This window comes from Paraburkholderia largidicola, from assembly GCF_013426895.1.
Lineage (GTDB): Bacteria > Pseudomonadota > Gammaproteobacteria > Burkholderiales > Burkholderiaceae > Paraburkholderia > Paraburkholderia largidicola.
Genome location: NZ_AP023174.1, coordinates 1,937,174 through 1,951,867 on the forward strand (window position 1 = coordinate 1,937,174; position 14,694 = coordinate 1,951,867).

The window sequence follows — 14,694 nt, forward strand, 5'->3', positions numbered from 1 at the left end:
GCTTGGCTCTGATCGTCCTGAAGATCGATGTCGATACGCTGCGCGGCACGCGTGAAGGCGTGCCGAATCTCGCGCGTATCTTCGACCGCTACAAGGCGCGCGCCACGTTCCTGTTCAGCCTCGGCCCCGACCACACCGGCTGGGCGATGCGGCGCGTGCTGCGGCCCGGCTTTCTGAAGAAGGTGTCGCGCACGTCGGTGGTCGAGCATTACGGCGTGAAACAGCTGATGTACGGCGTGCTTCTGCCCGGCCCCGACATCGGCGCGCGCGCCCGCTCCGAAATGCGCGCGATCCACGAAGCCGGCTTCGAATGCGGCATTCACACGTGGGATCACGTCTACTGGCAGGACAACGTGCGTTCGCGTCCGCGCGACTGGACCGTCGCGCAGATGCAGAAGAGCCACGACCGCTTCGCCGATATCTTCGGCATGCCGCCCGTCACGCACGGCGCCGCAGGCTGGCAGATGAACGGCCATGCGTTCGAGCAGATCGACGCGTGGGGCATGCAGTACGCGTCCGACGGGCGCGGGCATACGCCGTACTTCCCGGTCGTCGGCGGCCGCACGTTGTCGCATGTGCAGATGCCGACCACGCTGCCCACGCTCGACGAAGTGCTGGGCATCGACGGCATCGACACGCACAACGTCGCCGAGTGGATGTTGAAGCGCACCGAAAACAATCCGCACGATCAGGTGTTCACGCTGCACGCGGAACTCGAAGGCCAGAAACTCGCGCCCGTGTTCGAGCAACTGCTTGCCGGCTGGCGCGCGCAAGGCCACACGTTCGCCACGATGGGCGATTATCACGCCACGCTAGACCGTGACACACTGCCGTCGTACCCTGTGACGTGGGGCGAGATTCCAGGCCGTTCCGGCGAACTGATCGTTCAGCCCGACTAGGCGCGCGGCATGCGGGGCATCTTTCGACACGCGTTCGCCCACTGTCCGAGACCGCATTTGCCGAACGCGCAGCACGTCCCGAAGCACACCCAGCAATCCCGAAGAATGCGCTCAGGCGCGGCCCACGCCGCCGCCGACACCGATAACAATTGATAACAAACCGGAGGACCTCGTGCCCATCGCAGTCGATAAACCCGTTCCCGATTTCACCGCCCCGGCTACGGGCGGCGACTTCACGCTGTCCAGCCTGCGCGGCAAGAAAGTCGTCGTGTATTTCTACCCGAAGGACAACACGCCCGGCTGCACGACGGAAGGACTGCAGTTCCGCGACCTGTATCCGAAGTTCAAGAAAGCGGGCGCGGAGATCATCGGCGTATCGCGCGACAGCGTACGTTCGCACGATAACTTCAAGGCCAAGCTGGAACTGCCGTTTACCTTGGTATCGGATCCGGAAGAAACGCTGTGCACGCTCTTCGGCGTCATGAAATTGAAGAAAATGTATGGCAAAGAAGTACGGGGAATCGAGCGCTCCACGTTCGTCATCGATGCTGAAGGCGTGTTGCGCCGCGAATGGCGCGGCGTGAAAGTGCCGGGGCACGTCGACGAGATTCTGGAGGCTGTACAAGCGCTTTGAGGCGCGTTATATTGGGCCGCAATGAGTGCCTGTTCACATACTTTTTTCCGCAGTTGCGCTGCAGATCGCGTCGTCATCGCCGTTGACAGTACGGCCATGAGGCGAGCCACGAGGCGCAATGCGATGACCGAAGTCGAGCCGCTTGCCCCGTCTGCCGGGGCGGCGGCTTTTTTAATTGCGCGCAGCAGTTTGCGACGTTCGCAGCGCACTTTCGTCAAGGAGCCGATCGAAGACCAGGCGAACCGGCATTACTAATCCGACACGCGCCACCGGACGCAAATTGCGGGCGCACGACGCACGACAGTTTGCGGCAGGCGGCGAAGAATTGTGACCCGCTTTACTCGAGGGAAACCATGCCTTTGCCTACCCCACCCAGCAAGCTCGGCAATCTGTTGCCGCCTGATGAATACACGGCGAAGCCTGCAAAGCCTGGTCGAAAACAGGCGTATGAAGGGGAGCAAGCCGCATCGGCCGAATATGGCCGCGCCAACGTCGCCGCACCGATGACGCACGCCGCCAACGCGGCCACCACGCTGCGCCCCGTTCAGAGCGTCGCCGAGCCCGTTGCCGAAATCGCGCCACAGCGCGGTCGCAAGTCGAAGCAGACGGCCGCATTGCTGCAGCCCGTCCCGGCTGCGCCGGCATCAGCGCCCAGCACGGCAGCGCCTGTCGTCGCTCGTGGCAAGGGTTCCGCCGAAGCGCAAGCGCCCGCCGCCGCCAGCGCCAAACCGACCCGCACCGGCACGAAGAAAGGCACGGCCAAGACTGCGCAGGTGGAGGTTCGCAAGCTGTTCGTGCTCGACACCAACGTGCTGATGCACGATCCGACCTGCCTCTTCCGTTTTGAGGAACACGACGTCTATCTGCCCATGATGACGTTGGAAGAGCTCGACAATCACAAGAAGGGGATGTCGGAAGTCGCGCGCAACGCGCGTCAGGTCAGCCGTACGCTGGATTCGCTCGTCGCGAATGCAGGTGAAATGTCGGAAGGCATTTCGCTCGCGCGTCTGGGTAGCCGCGAAGCGCTGGGACGCCTCTACTTCCAGACGAAGCTCACGCATATCGAGCCCGTCGAAGGCCTGCCGCAAGGCAAGGCGGATAACCAGATTCTCGGCGTCGTGCGCGCGCTGCAGCGCGACCGGGAGGACCGCCAGGTCGTGCTGGTGTCGAAAGACATCAACATGCGCATCAAGGCGCACGCGCTCGGCCTGCCCGCTGAAGACTACTTCAACGACCAGGTTCTCGAAGACAAGGACCTGCTCTACTCCGGCATCCGTCAACTGCCGCTCGACTTCTGGGCAAAGCACGCGAAGGACATGGAGAGCTGGCAGGACACCAAGACGGGCACCACGTACTACCGCGTGACGGGTCCGCTGTGCGCGTCGATGCTGGTCAACGAGTTCGTCTATCTCGAGCCGCAGAATGGCGAGCCGACGTTCCACGCGATCGTCCGTGAACTGAACGGCAAGACGGCGCTCCTGCAGACGCTGCGCGACTACGGCCACCACAAGAACAACGTGTGGGGCATCACGGCGCGCAACCGCGAGCAGAACTTCGCGCTGAACCTGCTGATGAACCCGGAGATCGACTTCGTCACGCTGCTCGGCCAGGCGGGCACGGGCAAGACGCTGGTCGCGCTGGCGGCTGGTCTCGCGCAGGTGCTCGACGACAAGCGCTACAACGAGATCATCGTGACGCGCGCAACGGTTCCCGTCGGCGAAGACATCGGCTTCCTTCCCGGCACTGAAGAGGAAAAGATGCAGCCGTGGATGGGCGCATTCGACGACAACCTCGAAGTGCTGCAAAAAACCGACGACGCAGCGGGCGAATGGGGCCGCGCGGCAACCCAGGAACTGATCCGCTCGCGCCTGAAGATCAAGAGCATGAACTTCATGCGCGGCCGCACGTTCGTCGACAAGTATCTGATCATCGACGAGGCGCAAAACCTGACGCCGAAGCAGATGAAGACGCTCGTCACGCGCGCCGGTCCGGGCACGAAGATCATCTGCCTCGGCAACATCGCGCAGATCGATACGCCGTATCTGACGGAAGGCAGTTCGGGGCTGACGTATGTCGTCGATCGCTTCAAGGGCTGGGCGCACAGCGGGCATGTGACGCTGGCGCGCGGCGAGCGTTCGCGGCTGGCTGATTACGCGTCGGACATTCTCTAACGCGCTTTTCTTCGCTGGTTCAAAAGCCGCTTCCGGTGCACGCCGGAAGCGGCTTTTTCTTTGGGTTTCGGCTTTGATTGTTATGCGATGGGCATATCGCCGGTCGCTTTAAATCGACATTTAGCGCGTAAACTTCAAGTAACTCATCAAGATTTCTTGCGAGAGGCCCGTCAGACGGGCTACCATCGGGCATCACCGGCTTCTGGCGGGCGTTTTCGCTCGCCTTCGCTTTCATGCTTCGCCTCGCGCTGTCACTGTTGGTCGTCGCCCTGCTCGCCGCCTGCTCAGGCGCGCCGCAGAAGACCGTGCGCAGTTCGGGCGGATCGTATGCGTCGTCGGGCGGCGCGTATCGCACTACGCCACCGGGCTTCCCCCGTTTCGTCGACCACAGCATCGGGCGCGAGGAAATCTCGATTCAGGCCATGAGCCTTGTCGGCGTGCCGTATCGCTGGGGCGGCAATACGCCGGATAGCGGGTTCGATTGCAGCGGACTCGTGCACTACGTCGTGCAGCGCGCGGCTTCCGTGAACCTGCCGCGCACGACGGCCGATATGAGTTCGCGCGGCGACTCCATCGAACCCGACGAGATCGCGCCGGGCGACCTGATTTTCTTCAACACGACGGGACGCCCGCATTCGCATGTCGGGATTTATGTCGGCAAGCTGCGTTTCGTGAACGCGCCGTCGACGGGCGGCACCGTGCGGCTCGACTATCTGACCAATCCCTACTGGGCGAAGCGTTTCGACGGTATCCGCCGGGTGGCGCCCGCGCTGAACAAGCCAACGACGACGCCATTCGATGCACCGAGCTACGAGGCTGCGGCGCCTGTGTCTTCGGCGCCTGCGGTTGCAGCGACAGAAGCCGCGCCGAGGACACCGGCCGCGCCCGAAGTCGCTGGCGGCACGTATGGCGCGCCCCGCAGCGCTTACGTGACGCAGAATCGTGCTCAAGCCGCGCCAGTGGTCAATCAGGGCACGGCCGCCACGGCTGCCACCGCGGCAGCATCCGCCGATCAGTTCGAGCCGCCGCCGCCCGGCATGAGCGCCGCGCAAATGCAGGCGCGCGCAGCGGGCGCCATATCGCCGACCCAAGTCGCTTCGCCGGTTGCCGCCGCGCCCGCCGACGCCACACCGTCACGCGTCTACGGCGCTGCGCCCTCGCCTGCCTCCACTTCCGCGCCCGATGCCATCGACGCCGCCGCGGATGCCTACGAACCGCCGCCGCCCGCCGCCGTCGCAGCGCGCCAGGCTCGCCAGGCGCAGTTCTCCGGCGACAACCGCGAATCAGGCGGCGTACAGATCATGCGCGCGTCGACGGCTTCGCGCCCCATTCCCGCGCCGACGCAAACCAACGACGACCCGATCGCGGGCTTCGCGAACTATTGATTTGGGCGTCGGCCATCGACGCCCGATTCACCCGCGCCGCCGCACCTCTGCTATCTTTTGACGATATTTCCCTAACGGCGGGTGACGACGATGGATCTCGGGCTCAAAGACAAAGTGGTTCTGATAACAGGCGGCAGCAAGGGCATCGGACTCGCGTGCGCGCGGGCGTTCGCGATGGAAGGCGCGAAAGTCGCGATCGTGTCACGCGATCCCGCCAACCTCGCCCGCGCCCGCGAGCAGCTTTCGAGCGAGGGGCTGCATGTCCACCTGACGCGCGCCGATCTGCACGAGCCGCATAGCGCCGCCGACGTCGTCGAGGAAGCGACGTCCGCCGTCGGCCCGATCGACATCCTGATCAACAGTGCGGGCGCCGCGCGCCGCTACGACCCCGAATCGCTCGATGCCGCTGCGTTCAAGGCGACGATGGAAGCGAAATACTTCCCGTATATCTACCCGCAGCAGGAAGTGCTCAGGCGCATGGCCGAGCGCGTGAAATCCGGCGCGGCGAAGGAGCCGGGAACGATCGTCAACATCATCGGCATGGGCGGCAAGATCGCGAGCGATATCCATATCGCGGGCGGCGCGGCCAACGCGGCGCTGATGCTTGCCACCGTCGGCCTCGCGCACTATTACGCGCGTTATGGCATCCGCATCAACGCGATCAATCCGGGGGCAACGATGACGGAGCGTGTCGAGGAGGCACTGCAACTGGAAGCGTCGCGCGAAGGCATCGCGGCCGCCGATGCGCTCGCGCGCGGCGAAGCCCGCGTGCCGCTCGGACGTTTCGCGAAACCAGAAGAAATAGCAGACGTCGCGCTGTTTCTGGCGAGCCGCCGCGCGAGCTACGTGACGGGCGCGATCGTCCCGATGGATGGAGGCAGCGCGCCGCTGATCTGACCGCGGCGCGCCGTTTTTAGCGCAGCTTTACAGGAAGCGGTGACCGAGCCACCAGCCGGCCGCCGCGAGCACGGCGGACGCGGGAATCGTCAGTACCCACGCCCAGACGATATTGCCGGCGACGCCCCAGCGCACGGCCGACAACTTCTGCGTCGCGCCGACACCGACGATCGCACCGGTGATGGTATGCGTCGTGGATACGGGAATGCCGAGGAACGACGCGAGGAACAGCGTGATCGCGCCACCCGTCTCCGCACAGAAGCCGCCGACAGGCTTGAGCTTCGTGATCTTCTGCCCCATCGTCCGCACGATGCGCCAGCCACCGAATAGCGTGCCGAGACCCATCGACAGATAACACCCGCCGATCACCCACAGCGGCGGCGCATCGGCCGCTGCCGACGCATAGCCCGTCGCGATCAGCAGCATCCAGATGATGCCGATGGTTTTCTGCGCGTCGTTGCCGCCGTGGCCGAGGCTGTACAGACCCGCCGACACCAGCTGCAGCCGGCGGAAGCGCCTGTCGACCTTGCTTGGCGGCGTTCGGAAGTAGATCCATGACACCAGCAGCATGAAAAACGAGCCGAGCACGAAACCAAGCAGCGGCGACACGATGATGAACGTGACCGTTTTCAGCAGCCCGTCCCAGTTGAGCGCGGCCCAGCCGGATTTCGCCAGCGCCGAGCCCACCAGCCCGCCGATCAGCGCGTGCGACGAGCTGGACGGAATGCCGTAGTACCAGGTGACGATGTTCCAGCCGATCGCGCCGACCAGCGCGCCGAACACGACGTAGTGATCGACGATGCCGGGGTCGATCGTGCCCTTGCCGACCGTCTGCGCGACTTTCAGGTGGAAGATGAAATAGGCGATGACGTTGAACGCGGCAGCGAACGCGACGGCCTGTTGCGGCTTCAGCACGCCCGTCGAGACGACGGTGGCGATCGAGTTCGCCGCGTCGTGGAAGCCGTTCATGAAGTCGAACACGAGCGCGACGACGACGAGCGTCGCGACCGCCCAGATGGCGAGTTGTATCGAATGCATCAGGCGTTTTCCAGCACGATGCCTTCGATGATGTTCGCCACGTCCTCACACTTGTCGGTGATCGACTCGAGCAGCTCGTAGATCGCCTTCAGCTTGATCAGCGTCTTGACGTCGTCCTCCTCGCGAAACAGCTTCGACATCGCCGAGCGCAGCACACGGTCGGCGTCCGATTCCAGACGATCGATGTCTTCGCACGCCTTCAGGATCTCGCGCGCCTGCTTCATGTCCGACAGCATGGCGACGGCCGCCTGCACGCGCTCGCAGCAAGCGGTCGAAATGTGCGCGAGCTGGCTCGCTTCCGACGTCACCGCCCGCACGTCGTACAGCGAAATGGCCGTGGCGACGTCCTCCATCAGGTCGAGGATGTCGTCCATCGTGGTGATCAGCTTGTGGATTTCGTCGCGGTCGAGCGGCGTGATGAAAGTCTTGTGCAGCAGATCGATGGTTTCGTGCGTGAGTTTGTCGGCCGCTTTTTCGGCCGTCTGCACGTTTTGCTTGTGGATCTCGGCGTCACCGAGGTTGTCGATCAACAGTTCGAGTTCGTGGCTCCCCGCGACGATGTGCTTCGCGTGAGCGTTGAAGATTTCAAAAAATTTGCCCTCAGTGGGCATGAATCGACCGAACATTGGGGTCCCAGAAAATGGTCACGGTGGGGCTGTCATAAAACCGCAATATTGTACCGTTCCGGACCATTCCGGGTGTGGCGCGCAGCCGTGTTTTGTGCGCGCGCGCAACGGCGGGCGCAACCCGGTTCCCCCGTTCGCGCGGAGTGTGCTACTCGCTGCCGTAGAAATTCTGCGCGCCCGCAAAATTATCGAACTTCGTGAATTGCCCATGGAACGTGAGCCGAACGGGGCCGATTGGACCGTTACGCTGTTTGCCGATGATGATTTCGGCGGTGCCTTTGTCGGGGCTGTCCGGGTTGTAAACTTCGTCGCGGTAGATGAACAGGATCACGTCCGCGTCCTGCTCGATTGCACCTGATTCGCGCAGATCGGACATGATCGGTCGCTTGTTCGGGCGCTGTTCGAGACCGCGGTTCAGCTGTGACAGCGCGATCACGGGCACGTCGAGTTCTTTGGCGAGGCTTTTCAGCGAACGCGAGATTTCCGAAATTTCCGTCGCGCGATTTTCGCCCGACGACGAGCCGCTCATCAGCTGCAAGTAGTCGATGATGATGAGGCCGAGCTTGCCGCACTGGCGCGACAGACGCCGCGCGCGCGAGCGCAGTTCCATCGGGTTCAGGCCGCCCGTTTCGTCGATGAAAAGCTGCGCCTCGCTCATTTTCTGGACGGCATGCGTGAGCTTCGGCCAGTCTTCGTCCGTCAGGCGCCCAGTCCGCATGCGGTGCTGGTCGAGTCGGCCGACCGAGCCGAGCATACGCATGGTCAGCTGCGTGCCCGGCATTTCCATCGAGAACACGGCGACTGGCAAACCGTATTCGACGGCCACGTATTCGCCGATGTTCATCGAAAACGCCGTCTTACCCATCGACGGACGCCCCGCCACGATGATGAGCTCGCCGCCGTGCATGCCCGACGTCATCCGGTCGAGGTCGACGAAGCCCGTTGGCGTGCCCGTCACGTCGCTCGGATTGGCCGTGTGGTACAGCGTGTCGATGCGCTCGACGACCTGCGTCAGCAGCGGCCCGATTTCCAGGAAGCCCTGCGTGCCGCGCGCACCGTCTTCGGCGATCGAGAACACCTTCGATTCCGCTTCGTCCAGCAGCTGGCGGACTTCCTTGCCCTGCGGATTGAACGCATCGGCGGAAATTTCGTCGGCGACGGACACCAGCCGGCGCAGCACCGCACGATCCCGTACGATTTCCGCATAACGCCGGATGTTCGCCGCGCTCGGCGTGTTCTGCGCGAGCGCGTTCAGGTACGCGAGCCCGCCGACTTCTTCGGCCTTACCCGAGGTGGTCAGCGCTTCATAGACGGTCACGACGTCGGCGGGACGCGTCGACGCGATCAGCCTGCCGATGTGCTCGAAAATGAGGCGGTGGTCGTAGCGGTAGAAATCGCTTTGCGAGAGGAAGTCGGCAATGCGGTCCCATGCGGCGTTGTCGAGCAGCAGACCGCCCAGCACCGATTGCTCGGCCTCGATGGAATGGGGCGGGACTTTCAGCGACTCGATTTGAGGATCTTTCGACGGTGCGTTCATGGGGTGGAATTATCAGGCAAAGTGGGACGGCGGGATAGCATCCTGAAAATCGAATCGCCGCAGCGCGAGCAAAGCCAATGCGGGCAATAAAAAAGGCAGGGGCCGGTTTCCCGGCCCCTGCCCTTCACGCCAGCAACTGCCTGGCGATCTTATTTTCTGCCTGGCTTAGACGTGCTCGCCCAGCACCGACACCGTGACGTCAACCGTGACGTCCGTGTGCAGCGAGACGTGAACCGGGTGGTCGCCAACGATCTTCAGCGGGCCTTCCGGCAGACGCACTTGCGCCTTTTCAACTGCGAAGCCTTGCTTGCCCAGTGCTTCGGCGATGTCGGCGTTCGTCACCGAGCCGAACAGACGGCCGTCGACGCCAGCCTTCTGAGCGATCTGGATCGTCAGGCCAGCCAGCTTTTCGCCTTGTGCCTGAGCAGCCGTCAGCTTTTCAGCTGCGACCTTTTCCAGTTCTGCGCGGCGAACTTCGAATTCAGCGATGGCTTCCTTCGTTGCGCGGCGTGCCTTCTTGTTCGGGATCAGGAAGTTACGTGCATAGCCGTCCTTGACCTTGACGATGTCGCCCAGGTTGCCGACGTTCACAACTTTTTCGAGAAGAATGATTTGCATTCGGATGCTCCTTGTGACGTCGTCCGGTTAGGCCTTGTGCTGATCGGTGTACGGCATCAGCGCGAGGAAACGTGCGCGCTTGATTGCCGTGTCGAGCTGGCGCTGATAGTGGGCCTTGGTACCCGTCAGACGTGCCGGCGTGATCTTGCCGTTTTCGCCGATGAAGTCCTTCAGCGTATCGATGTCCTTGTAGTCGATCTGATCGACGTTTGCAGCCGTGAAACGGCAGAACTTCTTGCGCTTGAAGAGCGGGTTTTGTTGCTGACGACGCTTGTCGAATTTCTTACCAGTCGGGCGGGGCATGTTCAGTCCTTTCCAATGTCCTGCAATTCTGTGATGTGAAACACCAGAGTTCTCGCGTTGCGGCTTTTCTTCGCCAGGAAGCCGGTGAAGAGCGTTTCAACGCCCATTTCAACCCGCTCCAGCCTGCCGCTCGCCTCGCCGGCCGCGACCGCCTGCATGATCAGCTCGACGGTTCGGGCAACGCCCGCTTCGACGACCTGCGTGCGGTGTTGCAACGTACAGCCTGCAATCGGAACGCCAGCGGGGGTGTACCGCACTATTTCGCGTTCGACGACGCTCGCCGTGAGTTGCAGCCGGTTCATCGATTCCTTTTACGGACGCTGGGTGAGAGCGCGCCGCGTGACTCTGATGGCTTAATGGTTCTGCTTTAAGCCTGCGCTTCCGTCGGCTGCGATGCAGCCGCCTTCTTGGCTTCTTCGCGCTGCACTTCCTTCATCATCGGCGACGGGCCGGTTTCGGCCTTCTTCATCTTGACGATGAGGTGACGCAGAACGGCGTCGTTGAACTTGAACGCGTGTTCGAGTTCGTCGAGCGTGGTCTGGTCGCATTCGATGTTCATGCAGACGTAGTGAGCCTTCGCGAGTTTCTCGATCATGTAGGCCAGTTGGCGACGGCCCCAGTCTTCGATGCGGTGGATCTGGCCACCGTGCGACGTGATCGTCGACTTGTAACGCTCGATCATCGCGGGCACTTGCTCGCTTTGATCGGGGTGCACGATGAATACGATTTCGTAATGACGCATGTTCACTCCTTGTGCTGACTTATGGATAGAAGCCACCCGGGCGTCGGAACCGGTGTGGCAAGTGAGAAGCCGAAGAATATAACCCGAATCGGCACTGTTTGCAAGATAAAGCAGGTGGCATCTGCCGGATTCGGGCGTGTTTTCAATGATTTAGGGCGGCTGGCAGTGCGAAAACGCGCCGCCAGCCGCCCTTCGAATGCGCTGGGTTGCCTTTCACCCGCGCTCAAACTGCCCTCAACTGCCGGAATACGGCGCCCCCGGCTCCGTGCCATGCAGCCGGGCCGTCAGCGCGGCCTGCAACGCCGTCAGCGACTCGGGCGCGGCGTCCGTCACGGCCCACCACATCATCCCGTCGTCGCGCCAGCGCGCCACCGCATAGCCGTCCTGCACGATCGCCGCGCCCGGCTTGCCCGCCGCGCGGTCGTCCTCGGGGAACACGTAGACGTCGATCACATGCTTCGCGTGCCGGTACGTCAGCACGGCCACCCGCCGATGCCCGACGTAGTCGAGCCGTCCGCCCGCCAGCGGAAAGCCGCTCGCGGCGAGATCCTCGACGGGCGGCGCGTAGTCGAGCTTGCCGTTGAACCACGGCTTGACCGTGTGCTGATCAGACGACACCACGTCGATATCGTGCCCCGACAGCTGTGCGCGCACGTGGCTCGCCACCAGCTCGTCGACCAGCGGCATCGGTTCGCCCGTCCGGTGCAGCGTCACCGCGATGCCCGCCGCGACGAGCGCACAGAACGCCAGCGCGAGACCGCCGCGCCACGCTGCGCCCGTGTGCCATCCGCCGCCGCTCATCGCGCCGCCCGCGCCTTCGCCCGCCAGCGGGCCGAAGCCGCCGCCTTTCGGAAGTTGCGGCAATTGCGGCAGCCGCACCCAGTCGAACCAGCCTTTACGCCGCCTCGCGCGCGGCTCGGGCCGCATTTCGCTGTCGCGCGTTGCGCCTTGCGGCGCGGCAAGCTCCGTCGACGGCAGCGCCGTCATGATCCTCGCGCGCAGTTCATCCGGCGCGCGGTAGTAATTGGCCGAGCGCACCGCGCCCTTCATCGCCCGCACCATTTCGCTCTCCCTCCGGCAGGCCTCGCAGCTTTCGATATGCCGCTGCACGTCGCGTGATTGCGGCGGCGTGAGTTCGTGGTCCGCATTCGCATCGAGAAGCGGCCGTGCTTCGTTACAGTCCATCTGGCGCCTCCTGTGCGAGTCCGCCCGGCAACGCGCCGGGAGCGTGCGGCATCCAGCCGCTTTCGGTTTTACGTGCGGTATCGGGCACGACCCCGGGCGGTGGACCCTGGGTCCGCGCCGATGCGCGCATGGCTGGCCGCGCACCCGGCACATCGTCTGCCCCGTCCGGCGCGCGCTGCGTGGCGCCCCCATCGCGCGCGCCGCCTCTCGACTGCGCGCTCCCCTTCGATTGCAACGACGTCAACGCCGTCGCCAGCTTGCGTCGCCCCCGCGCGAGCCGCGACATCACCGTGCCGACGGGCAGATCTGCGATCGTGGCGATCTCGCGGTAGCTCAATTCTTCCAGCTCGCGCAGGATCAGCACCTCGCGATACTCGACAGGCAGCATTTCCAGCGCCTCGTGCACGAGCCGCGTGTTTTCATCGCGGATCATCAGCGCTTCGGGGTCGGGCGAGTTCGTGCTCCAGCCTTCGAACGTCTCGTCGTCGAGGTTCTCGTCGAACTCGATCGTCGCGTTGACGCCACCCGAGCGCCTTCGCCATTCCGTGTACCACGTGCGGCGCACGATCGCGAGCAGCCAGGGCCGCGCGGTCTCGCCGTGGAACGTGTCGAAGAAACGGTAAGCGCGCATGAACGCTTCCTGCACGACGTCGTCGGCATCGTGCCCGTTGCCGCATAGCCAGCGCGCAAGGTTGTACGCGGCATCGAGATGCGGCAGCGCCATCTGCTGAAAACGCAGACTGCGCGCAGCCTCGGCGCGCGCATCGCCTCCCGCATGTTTTCCGGTCTCATTCACCGATCGCCTCCAGGCTTGCCCAGACTTCACGGCTGCAAAACCCATCTCGAATCCAGTTTATTCCCGGTTTTCGCAACTGCCGTAAAAAATAAAGTGGGAATAGAAAGGATGGACTCGCAGTACCGCAAATGAGTCATTCACTCGCGAGGAGAACCATGCAAAACAATCTGAAATGTCTGAAGCGGCGCGATTTTCTGCGCCTGGCGGCCGTCGGCGGTGCGGCATTCGCGTCGGCGTTGCCCGGCTTCAGTTATGGACGCGACGACGATTTCTACTTCGTCCAGTTGTCGGATGCGCATTGGGGCTTCGAAGGCCCCCGCGTGAATCCCGATTCGAAAGGCACGCTGCCGAAGGCGATCGCCGCCGTCAACGCGCTGCCGTCGCCGCCCGATTTCGTGATCTTCACGGGCGATCTGACGCACACCACCGACGACACCGCGCTGCGTCACGAACGCATGCGCCAGTTCCAGCAGATCATCGCGCAACTGAAGGTGAAGCCGCTGTACCTGATGCCGGGCGAGCACGACGCGAGCCTGGACGCGGGCGCGGCGTACAAGGAGCACTTCGGCCAGACGCACTACACGTTCGATCACAAGGGCGTGCACTTCATCACGATCGACAACGTGTCGGATCCGGCGGGCCGCGTCGGCGAGCAGCAGATCGCGTGGCTTGCCGACGATATCGACAAGCAGCCGCAGGACGCGCGCATCGTCGTGTTCACGCACCGGCCGCTATTCGATCTCGCGCCGCAATGGGACTGGGCGACGCGCGACGGCGCGCAGGTGATCGACGTGTTGAGCCGGCGCAAGAACGTGACCGTGTTCTACGGCCATATCCATCAGGAGCATCACATGGTGACGGGGAACATCGCGCATCACGCGGCGCGCTCGCTGATGTTCCCGCTGCCGGCCGCGATGTCGCAGCCCAAGAAGCTGCCGGTTCCGTGGGACGCGTCCGAGCCGTATCGCGGGCTGGGATGGCGGCAGGTGCAGGTCGCGAGACCTTCAGGTGCGCTCGCGCTCGATGAAATGCCGATCAAGACTTCATAAGGGGGACCGCCATGCAGACTTTTGCCATCGACAGGAAGCGACGTCGTCTTTTCACATTTGTTGCCATGGGCGCCGTGCTTGCCGTCGCGGGCCGTTTCGATGCTCGCGCCGCCGAGCCGCGCGTTGTCAAGGTGAATGCGCGTAAGTTCGTGTTCACGCCGAATCAGATCAAGCTCGCGCCACATGAGAACGTTGTGTTTGAGCTGACCGCTCAGGATACGGTTATGGGGTTTGCGATTCCGCAGTACAACGTAAGGGCGGATGTGCCGCCTGGGGCAGTCGTGCGGGTGCCGGCGCAGGCCGGCGCGGCTGGCACCGTTGATTTCTTGTGCGATATTTTTTGTGGCTCCGGTCACGAGACGATGAGCGGGACGATTGTTGTTGGGTAAGGGGTTTTTTTGTCTGCGACGCTGGTGTGGCTTGCTTGTTTTTTTGCTGGCATCCGCGTGATGTTATTGGTTCGCAAGCGTTGCCCCTGTGCGGGGCGGCACCTACTTTTCTTTGCCGCCGCAAAGAAAAGTAGGCAAAAGAAAGCGGCTCACACCGCCAGCCCGTGTTCCTATCCACGGGCCCCCAACGTCCCTTCCATTCACACGGCAACGTCCTTGTTTCCGTGCGTTGCAAGCGCTTCGAACAGATGCCTCACCCGCTTCAAATGCCCGCATAACTGCCGGCGGCAGCGAATGGTATGTGCCGCCCAGGTGGCAAACTGTGTGTAGGTTATCGCGTCGTATAAGTTAGCGCTCTTACAGGGTGGAGCGCATGCGCTATTGGTCCGAAGTGGGGCGTGTGAAACACTACGGCCTACACACCG

18 protein-coding genes are annotated in these 14,694 nt (G+C 63.3%); 8 read left to right on the forward strand and 10 right to left on the reverse strand.

The annotated features are described in order from the left end of the window. Positions 1-2: 2 nt before the first annotated feature. From PPGU16_RS08600 to PPGU16_RS08610, 4 genes are all read left to right on the forward strand, one after another. Positions 3-899 carry a polysaccharide deacetylase family protein gene (locus PPGU16_RS08600; RefSeq protein ID WP_180719610.1) on the forward strand — a complete coding sequence of 299 codons (897 nt, stop codon included), beginning with the start codon at positions 3-5 and terminating at the stop codon, positions 897-899. A gap of 172 nt (positions 900-1,071) precedes the next feature. After that, positions 1,072-1,533, forward strand: a complete 462-nt coding sequence (locus tag PPGU16_RS08605; RefSeq protein ID WP_180719611.1) for a peroxiredoxin — start codon at positions 1,072-1,074, stop codon at positions 1,531-1,533. 123 nt (positions 1,534-1,656) lie between these two features. Continuing rightward, a complete protein-coding gene (locus PPGU16_RS43045) occupies positions 1,657-1,788 on the forward strand; it encodes a hypothetical protein (protein WP_255221895.1) in 132 nt (43 codons plus the stop codon). A 98-nt stretch (positions 1,789-1,886) separates the two neighbouring features. Continuing rightward, positions 1,887-3,704 (forward strand): PhoH family protein, encoded by a 1,818-nt coding sequence (locus PPGU16_RS08610; protein WP_180719612.1) that lies wholly within the window; start codon positions 1,887-1,889, stop codon positions 3,702-3,704. A 19-nt stretch (positions 3,705-3,723) separates the two neighbouring features. On the opposite strand, the gene PPGU16_RS08615 is transcribed toward PPGU16_RS08610, so the two are convergent. Beyond that, on the reverse strand, positions 3,724-3,939 hold the full coding sequence (locus PPGU16_RS08615) for a hypothetical protein (RefSeq protein ID WP_180719613.1): 216 nt from the start codon (positions 3,937-3,939) through the stop codon (positions 3,724-3,726). Here PPGU16_RS08615 and PPGU16_RS08620 point away from each other — a divergent pair. Both PPGU16_RS08620 and PPGU16_RS08625 read left to right on the forward strand, forming a co-directional pair. Next, positions 3,938-5,089: a C40 family peptidase gene (locus PPGU16_RS08620; protein ID WP_180719614.1), complete on the forward strand. Its 1,152-nt coding sequence runs from the start codon at positions 3,938-3,940 to the stop codon at positions 5,087-5,089. The genes PPGU16_RS08615 and PPGU16_RS08620 overlap by 2 nt on opposite strands. Before the next feature lie 90 nt (positions 5,090-5,179). Then, entirely contained in the window at positions 5,180-5,986 is an 807-nt protein-coding gene (locus PPGU16_RS08625; RefSeq protein ID WP_180719615.1) for an SDR family NAD(P)-dependent oxidoreductase, read from the forward strand. A gap of 27 nt (positions 5,987-6,013) precedes the next feature. Here PPGU16_RS08625 and PPGU16_RS08630 read toward each other — a convergent pair whose 3' ends face one another. From PPGU16_RS08630 to PPGU16_RS08670, 9 genes are all read right to left on the reverse strand, one after another. Beyond that, positions 6,014-7,024 (reverse strand): inorganic phosphate transporter, encoded by a 1,011-nt coding sequence (locus tag PPGU16_RS08630; RefSeq protein ID WP_180719616.1) that lies wholly within the window; start codon positions 7,022-7,024, stop codon positions 6,014-6,016. After that, entirely contained in the window at positions 7,024-7,650 is a 627-nt protein-coding gene (locus PPGU16_RS08635) for a DUF47 domain-containing protein (RefSeq protein ID WP_042310193.1), read from the reverse strand. The genes PPGU16_RS08630 and PPGU16_RS08635 overlap by 1 nt, the downstream gene beginning before the upstream one ends. Positions 7,651-7,798: 148 nt before the next feature. Next, complete coding sequence (locus PPGU16_RS08640) at positions 7,799-9,187, reverse strand: replicative DNA helicase (RefSeq protein ID WP_007735136.1); 1,389 nt, start codon at positions 9,185-9,187, stop codon at positions 7,799-7,801. 165 nt (positions 9,188-9,352) lie between these two features. Further along, a complete protein-coding gene (gene rplI, locus PPGU16_RS08645) occupies positions 9,353-9,805 on the reverse strand; it encodes a 50S ribosomal protein L9 (protein WP_180719617.1) in 453 nt (150 codons plus the stop codon). 27 nt (positions 9,806-9,832) lie between these two features. Then, a complete protein-coding gene (gene rpsR / locus PPGU16_RS08650; RefSeq protein ID WP_036004965.1) occupies positions 9,833-10,108 on the reverse strand; it encodes a 30S ribosomal protein S18 in 276 nt (91 codons plus the stop codon). A 2-nt stretch (positions 10,109-10,110) separates the two neighbouring features. After that, entirely contained in the window at positions 10,111-10,410 is a 300-nt protein-coding gene (gene priB / locus PPGU16_RS08655) for a primosomal replication protein N (RefSeq protein WP_180719618.1), read from the reverse strand. A gap of 65 nt (positions 10,411-10,475) precedes the next feature. Further along, positions 10,476-10,850, reverse strand: coding sequence for a 30S ribosomal protein S6 (gene rpsF, locus PPGU16_RS08660; RefSeq protein WP_036004960.1), 375 nt, complete (start codon positions 10,848-10,850; stop codon positions 10,476-10,478). Positions 10,851-11,084: 234 nt separating this feature from the next. Beyond that, positions 11,085-12,035: an anti-sigma factor family protein gene (locus PPGU16_RS08665; RefSeq protein WP_180719619.1), complete on the reverse strand. Its 951-nt coding sequence runs from the start codon at positions 12,033-12,035 to the stop codon at positions 11,085-11,087. Next, positions 12,025-12,831, reverse strand: a complete 807-nt coding sequence (locus PPGU16_RS08670; protein ID WP_180719620.1) for an RNA polymerase sigma factor — start codon at positions 12,829-12,831, stop codon at positions 12,025-12,027. Before PPGU16_RS08670 ends, PPGU16_RS08665 begins: the two co-directional genes overlap by 11 nt. A 155-nt stretch (positions 12,832-12,986) precedes the next feature. On the opposite strand from PPGU16_RS08670, the gene PPGU16_RS08675 reads away from it, so the two are divergent. Together PPGU16_RS08675 and PPGU16_RS08680 are read left to right on the forward strand one after the other, a co-directional pair. Then, the gene (locus PPGU16_RS08675) at positions 12,987-13,880 is read left to right on the forward strand and encodes a metallophosphoesterase family protein (protein WP_180719621.1); all 894 of its coding nucleotides are present in this window, start codon (positions 12,987-12,989) and stop codon (positions 13,878-13,880) included. A gap of 11 nt (positions 13,881-13,891) precedes the next feature. After that, complete coding sequence (locus PPGU16_RS08680; RefSeq protein WP_180719622.1) at positions 13,892-14,269, forward strand: cupredoxin domain-containing protein; 378 nt, start codon at positions 13,892-13,894, stop codon at positions 14,267-14,269. The last annotated feature ends 425 nt before the right edge of the window (positions 14,270-14,694 follow it).

Coding starts and splice junctions, on each gene's coding strand:
- PPGU16_RS43045 (WP_255221895.1), top strand. CDS start 1,657: ATGACCGAAGTCGAGCCGCTTGCCCCGTCTGCCGGGGCGGCGGCTTTT.
- PPGU16_RS08610 (WP_180719612.1), top strand. CDS start 1,887: ATGCCTTTGCCTACCCCACCCAGCAAGCTCGGCAATCTGTTGCCGCCT.
- PPGU16_RS08620 (WP_180719614.1), top strand. CDS start 3,938: ATGCTTCGCCTCGCGCTGTCACTGTTGGTCGTCGCCCTGCTCGCCGCC.
- PPGU16_RS08615 (WP_180719613.1), bottom strand. CDS start 3,939: ATGAAAGCGAAGGCGAGCGAAAACGCCCGCCAGAAGCCGGTGATGCCC.
- PPGU16_RS08625 (WP_180719615.1), top strand. CDS start 5,180: ATGGATCTCGGGCTCAAAGACAAAGTGGTTCTGATAACAGGCGGCAGC.
- PPGU16_RS08630 (WP_180719616.1), bottom strand. CDS start 7,024: ATGCATTCGATACAACTCGCCATCTGGGCGGTCGCGACGCTCGTCGTC.
- PPGU16_RS08635 (WP_042310193.1), bottom strand. CDS start 7,650: ATGTTCGGTCGATTCATGCCCACTGAGGGCAAATTTTTTGAAATCTTC.
- PPGU16_RS08640 (WP_007735136.1), bottom strand. CDS start 9,187: ATGAACGCACCGTCGAAAGATCCTCAAATCGAGTCGCTGAAAGTCCCG.
- rplI (WP_180719617.1), bottom strand. CDS start 9,805: ATGCAAATCATTCTTCTCGAAAAAGTTGTGAACGTCGGCAACCTGGGC.
- rpsR (WP_036004965.1), bottom strand. CDS start 10,108: ATGCCCCGCCCGACTGGTAAGAAATTCGACAAGCGTCGTCAGCAACAA.
- priB (WP_180719618.1), bottom strand. CDS start 10,410: ATGAACCGGCTGCAACTCACGGCGAGCGTCGTCGAACGCGAAATAGTG.
- rpsF (WP_036004960.1), bottom strand. CDS start 10,850: ATGCGTCATTACGAAATCGTATTCATCGTGCACCCCGATCAAAGCGAG.
- PPGU16_RS08665 (WP_180719619.1), bottom strand. CDS start 12,035: ATGGACTGTAACGAAGCACGGCCGCTTCTCGATGCGAATGCGGACCAC.
- PPGU16_RS08675 (WP_180719621.1), top strand. CDS start 12,987: ATGCAAAACAATCTGAAATGTCTGAAGCGGCGCGATTTTCTGCGCCTG.
- PPGU16_RS08680 (WP_180719622.1), top strand. CDS start 13,892: ATGCAGACTTTTGCCATCGACAGGAAGCGACGTCGTCTTTTCACATTT.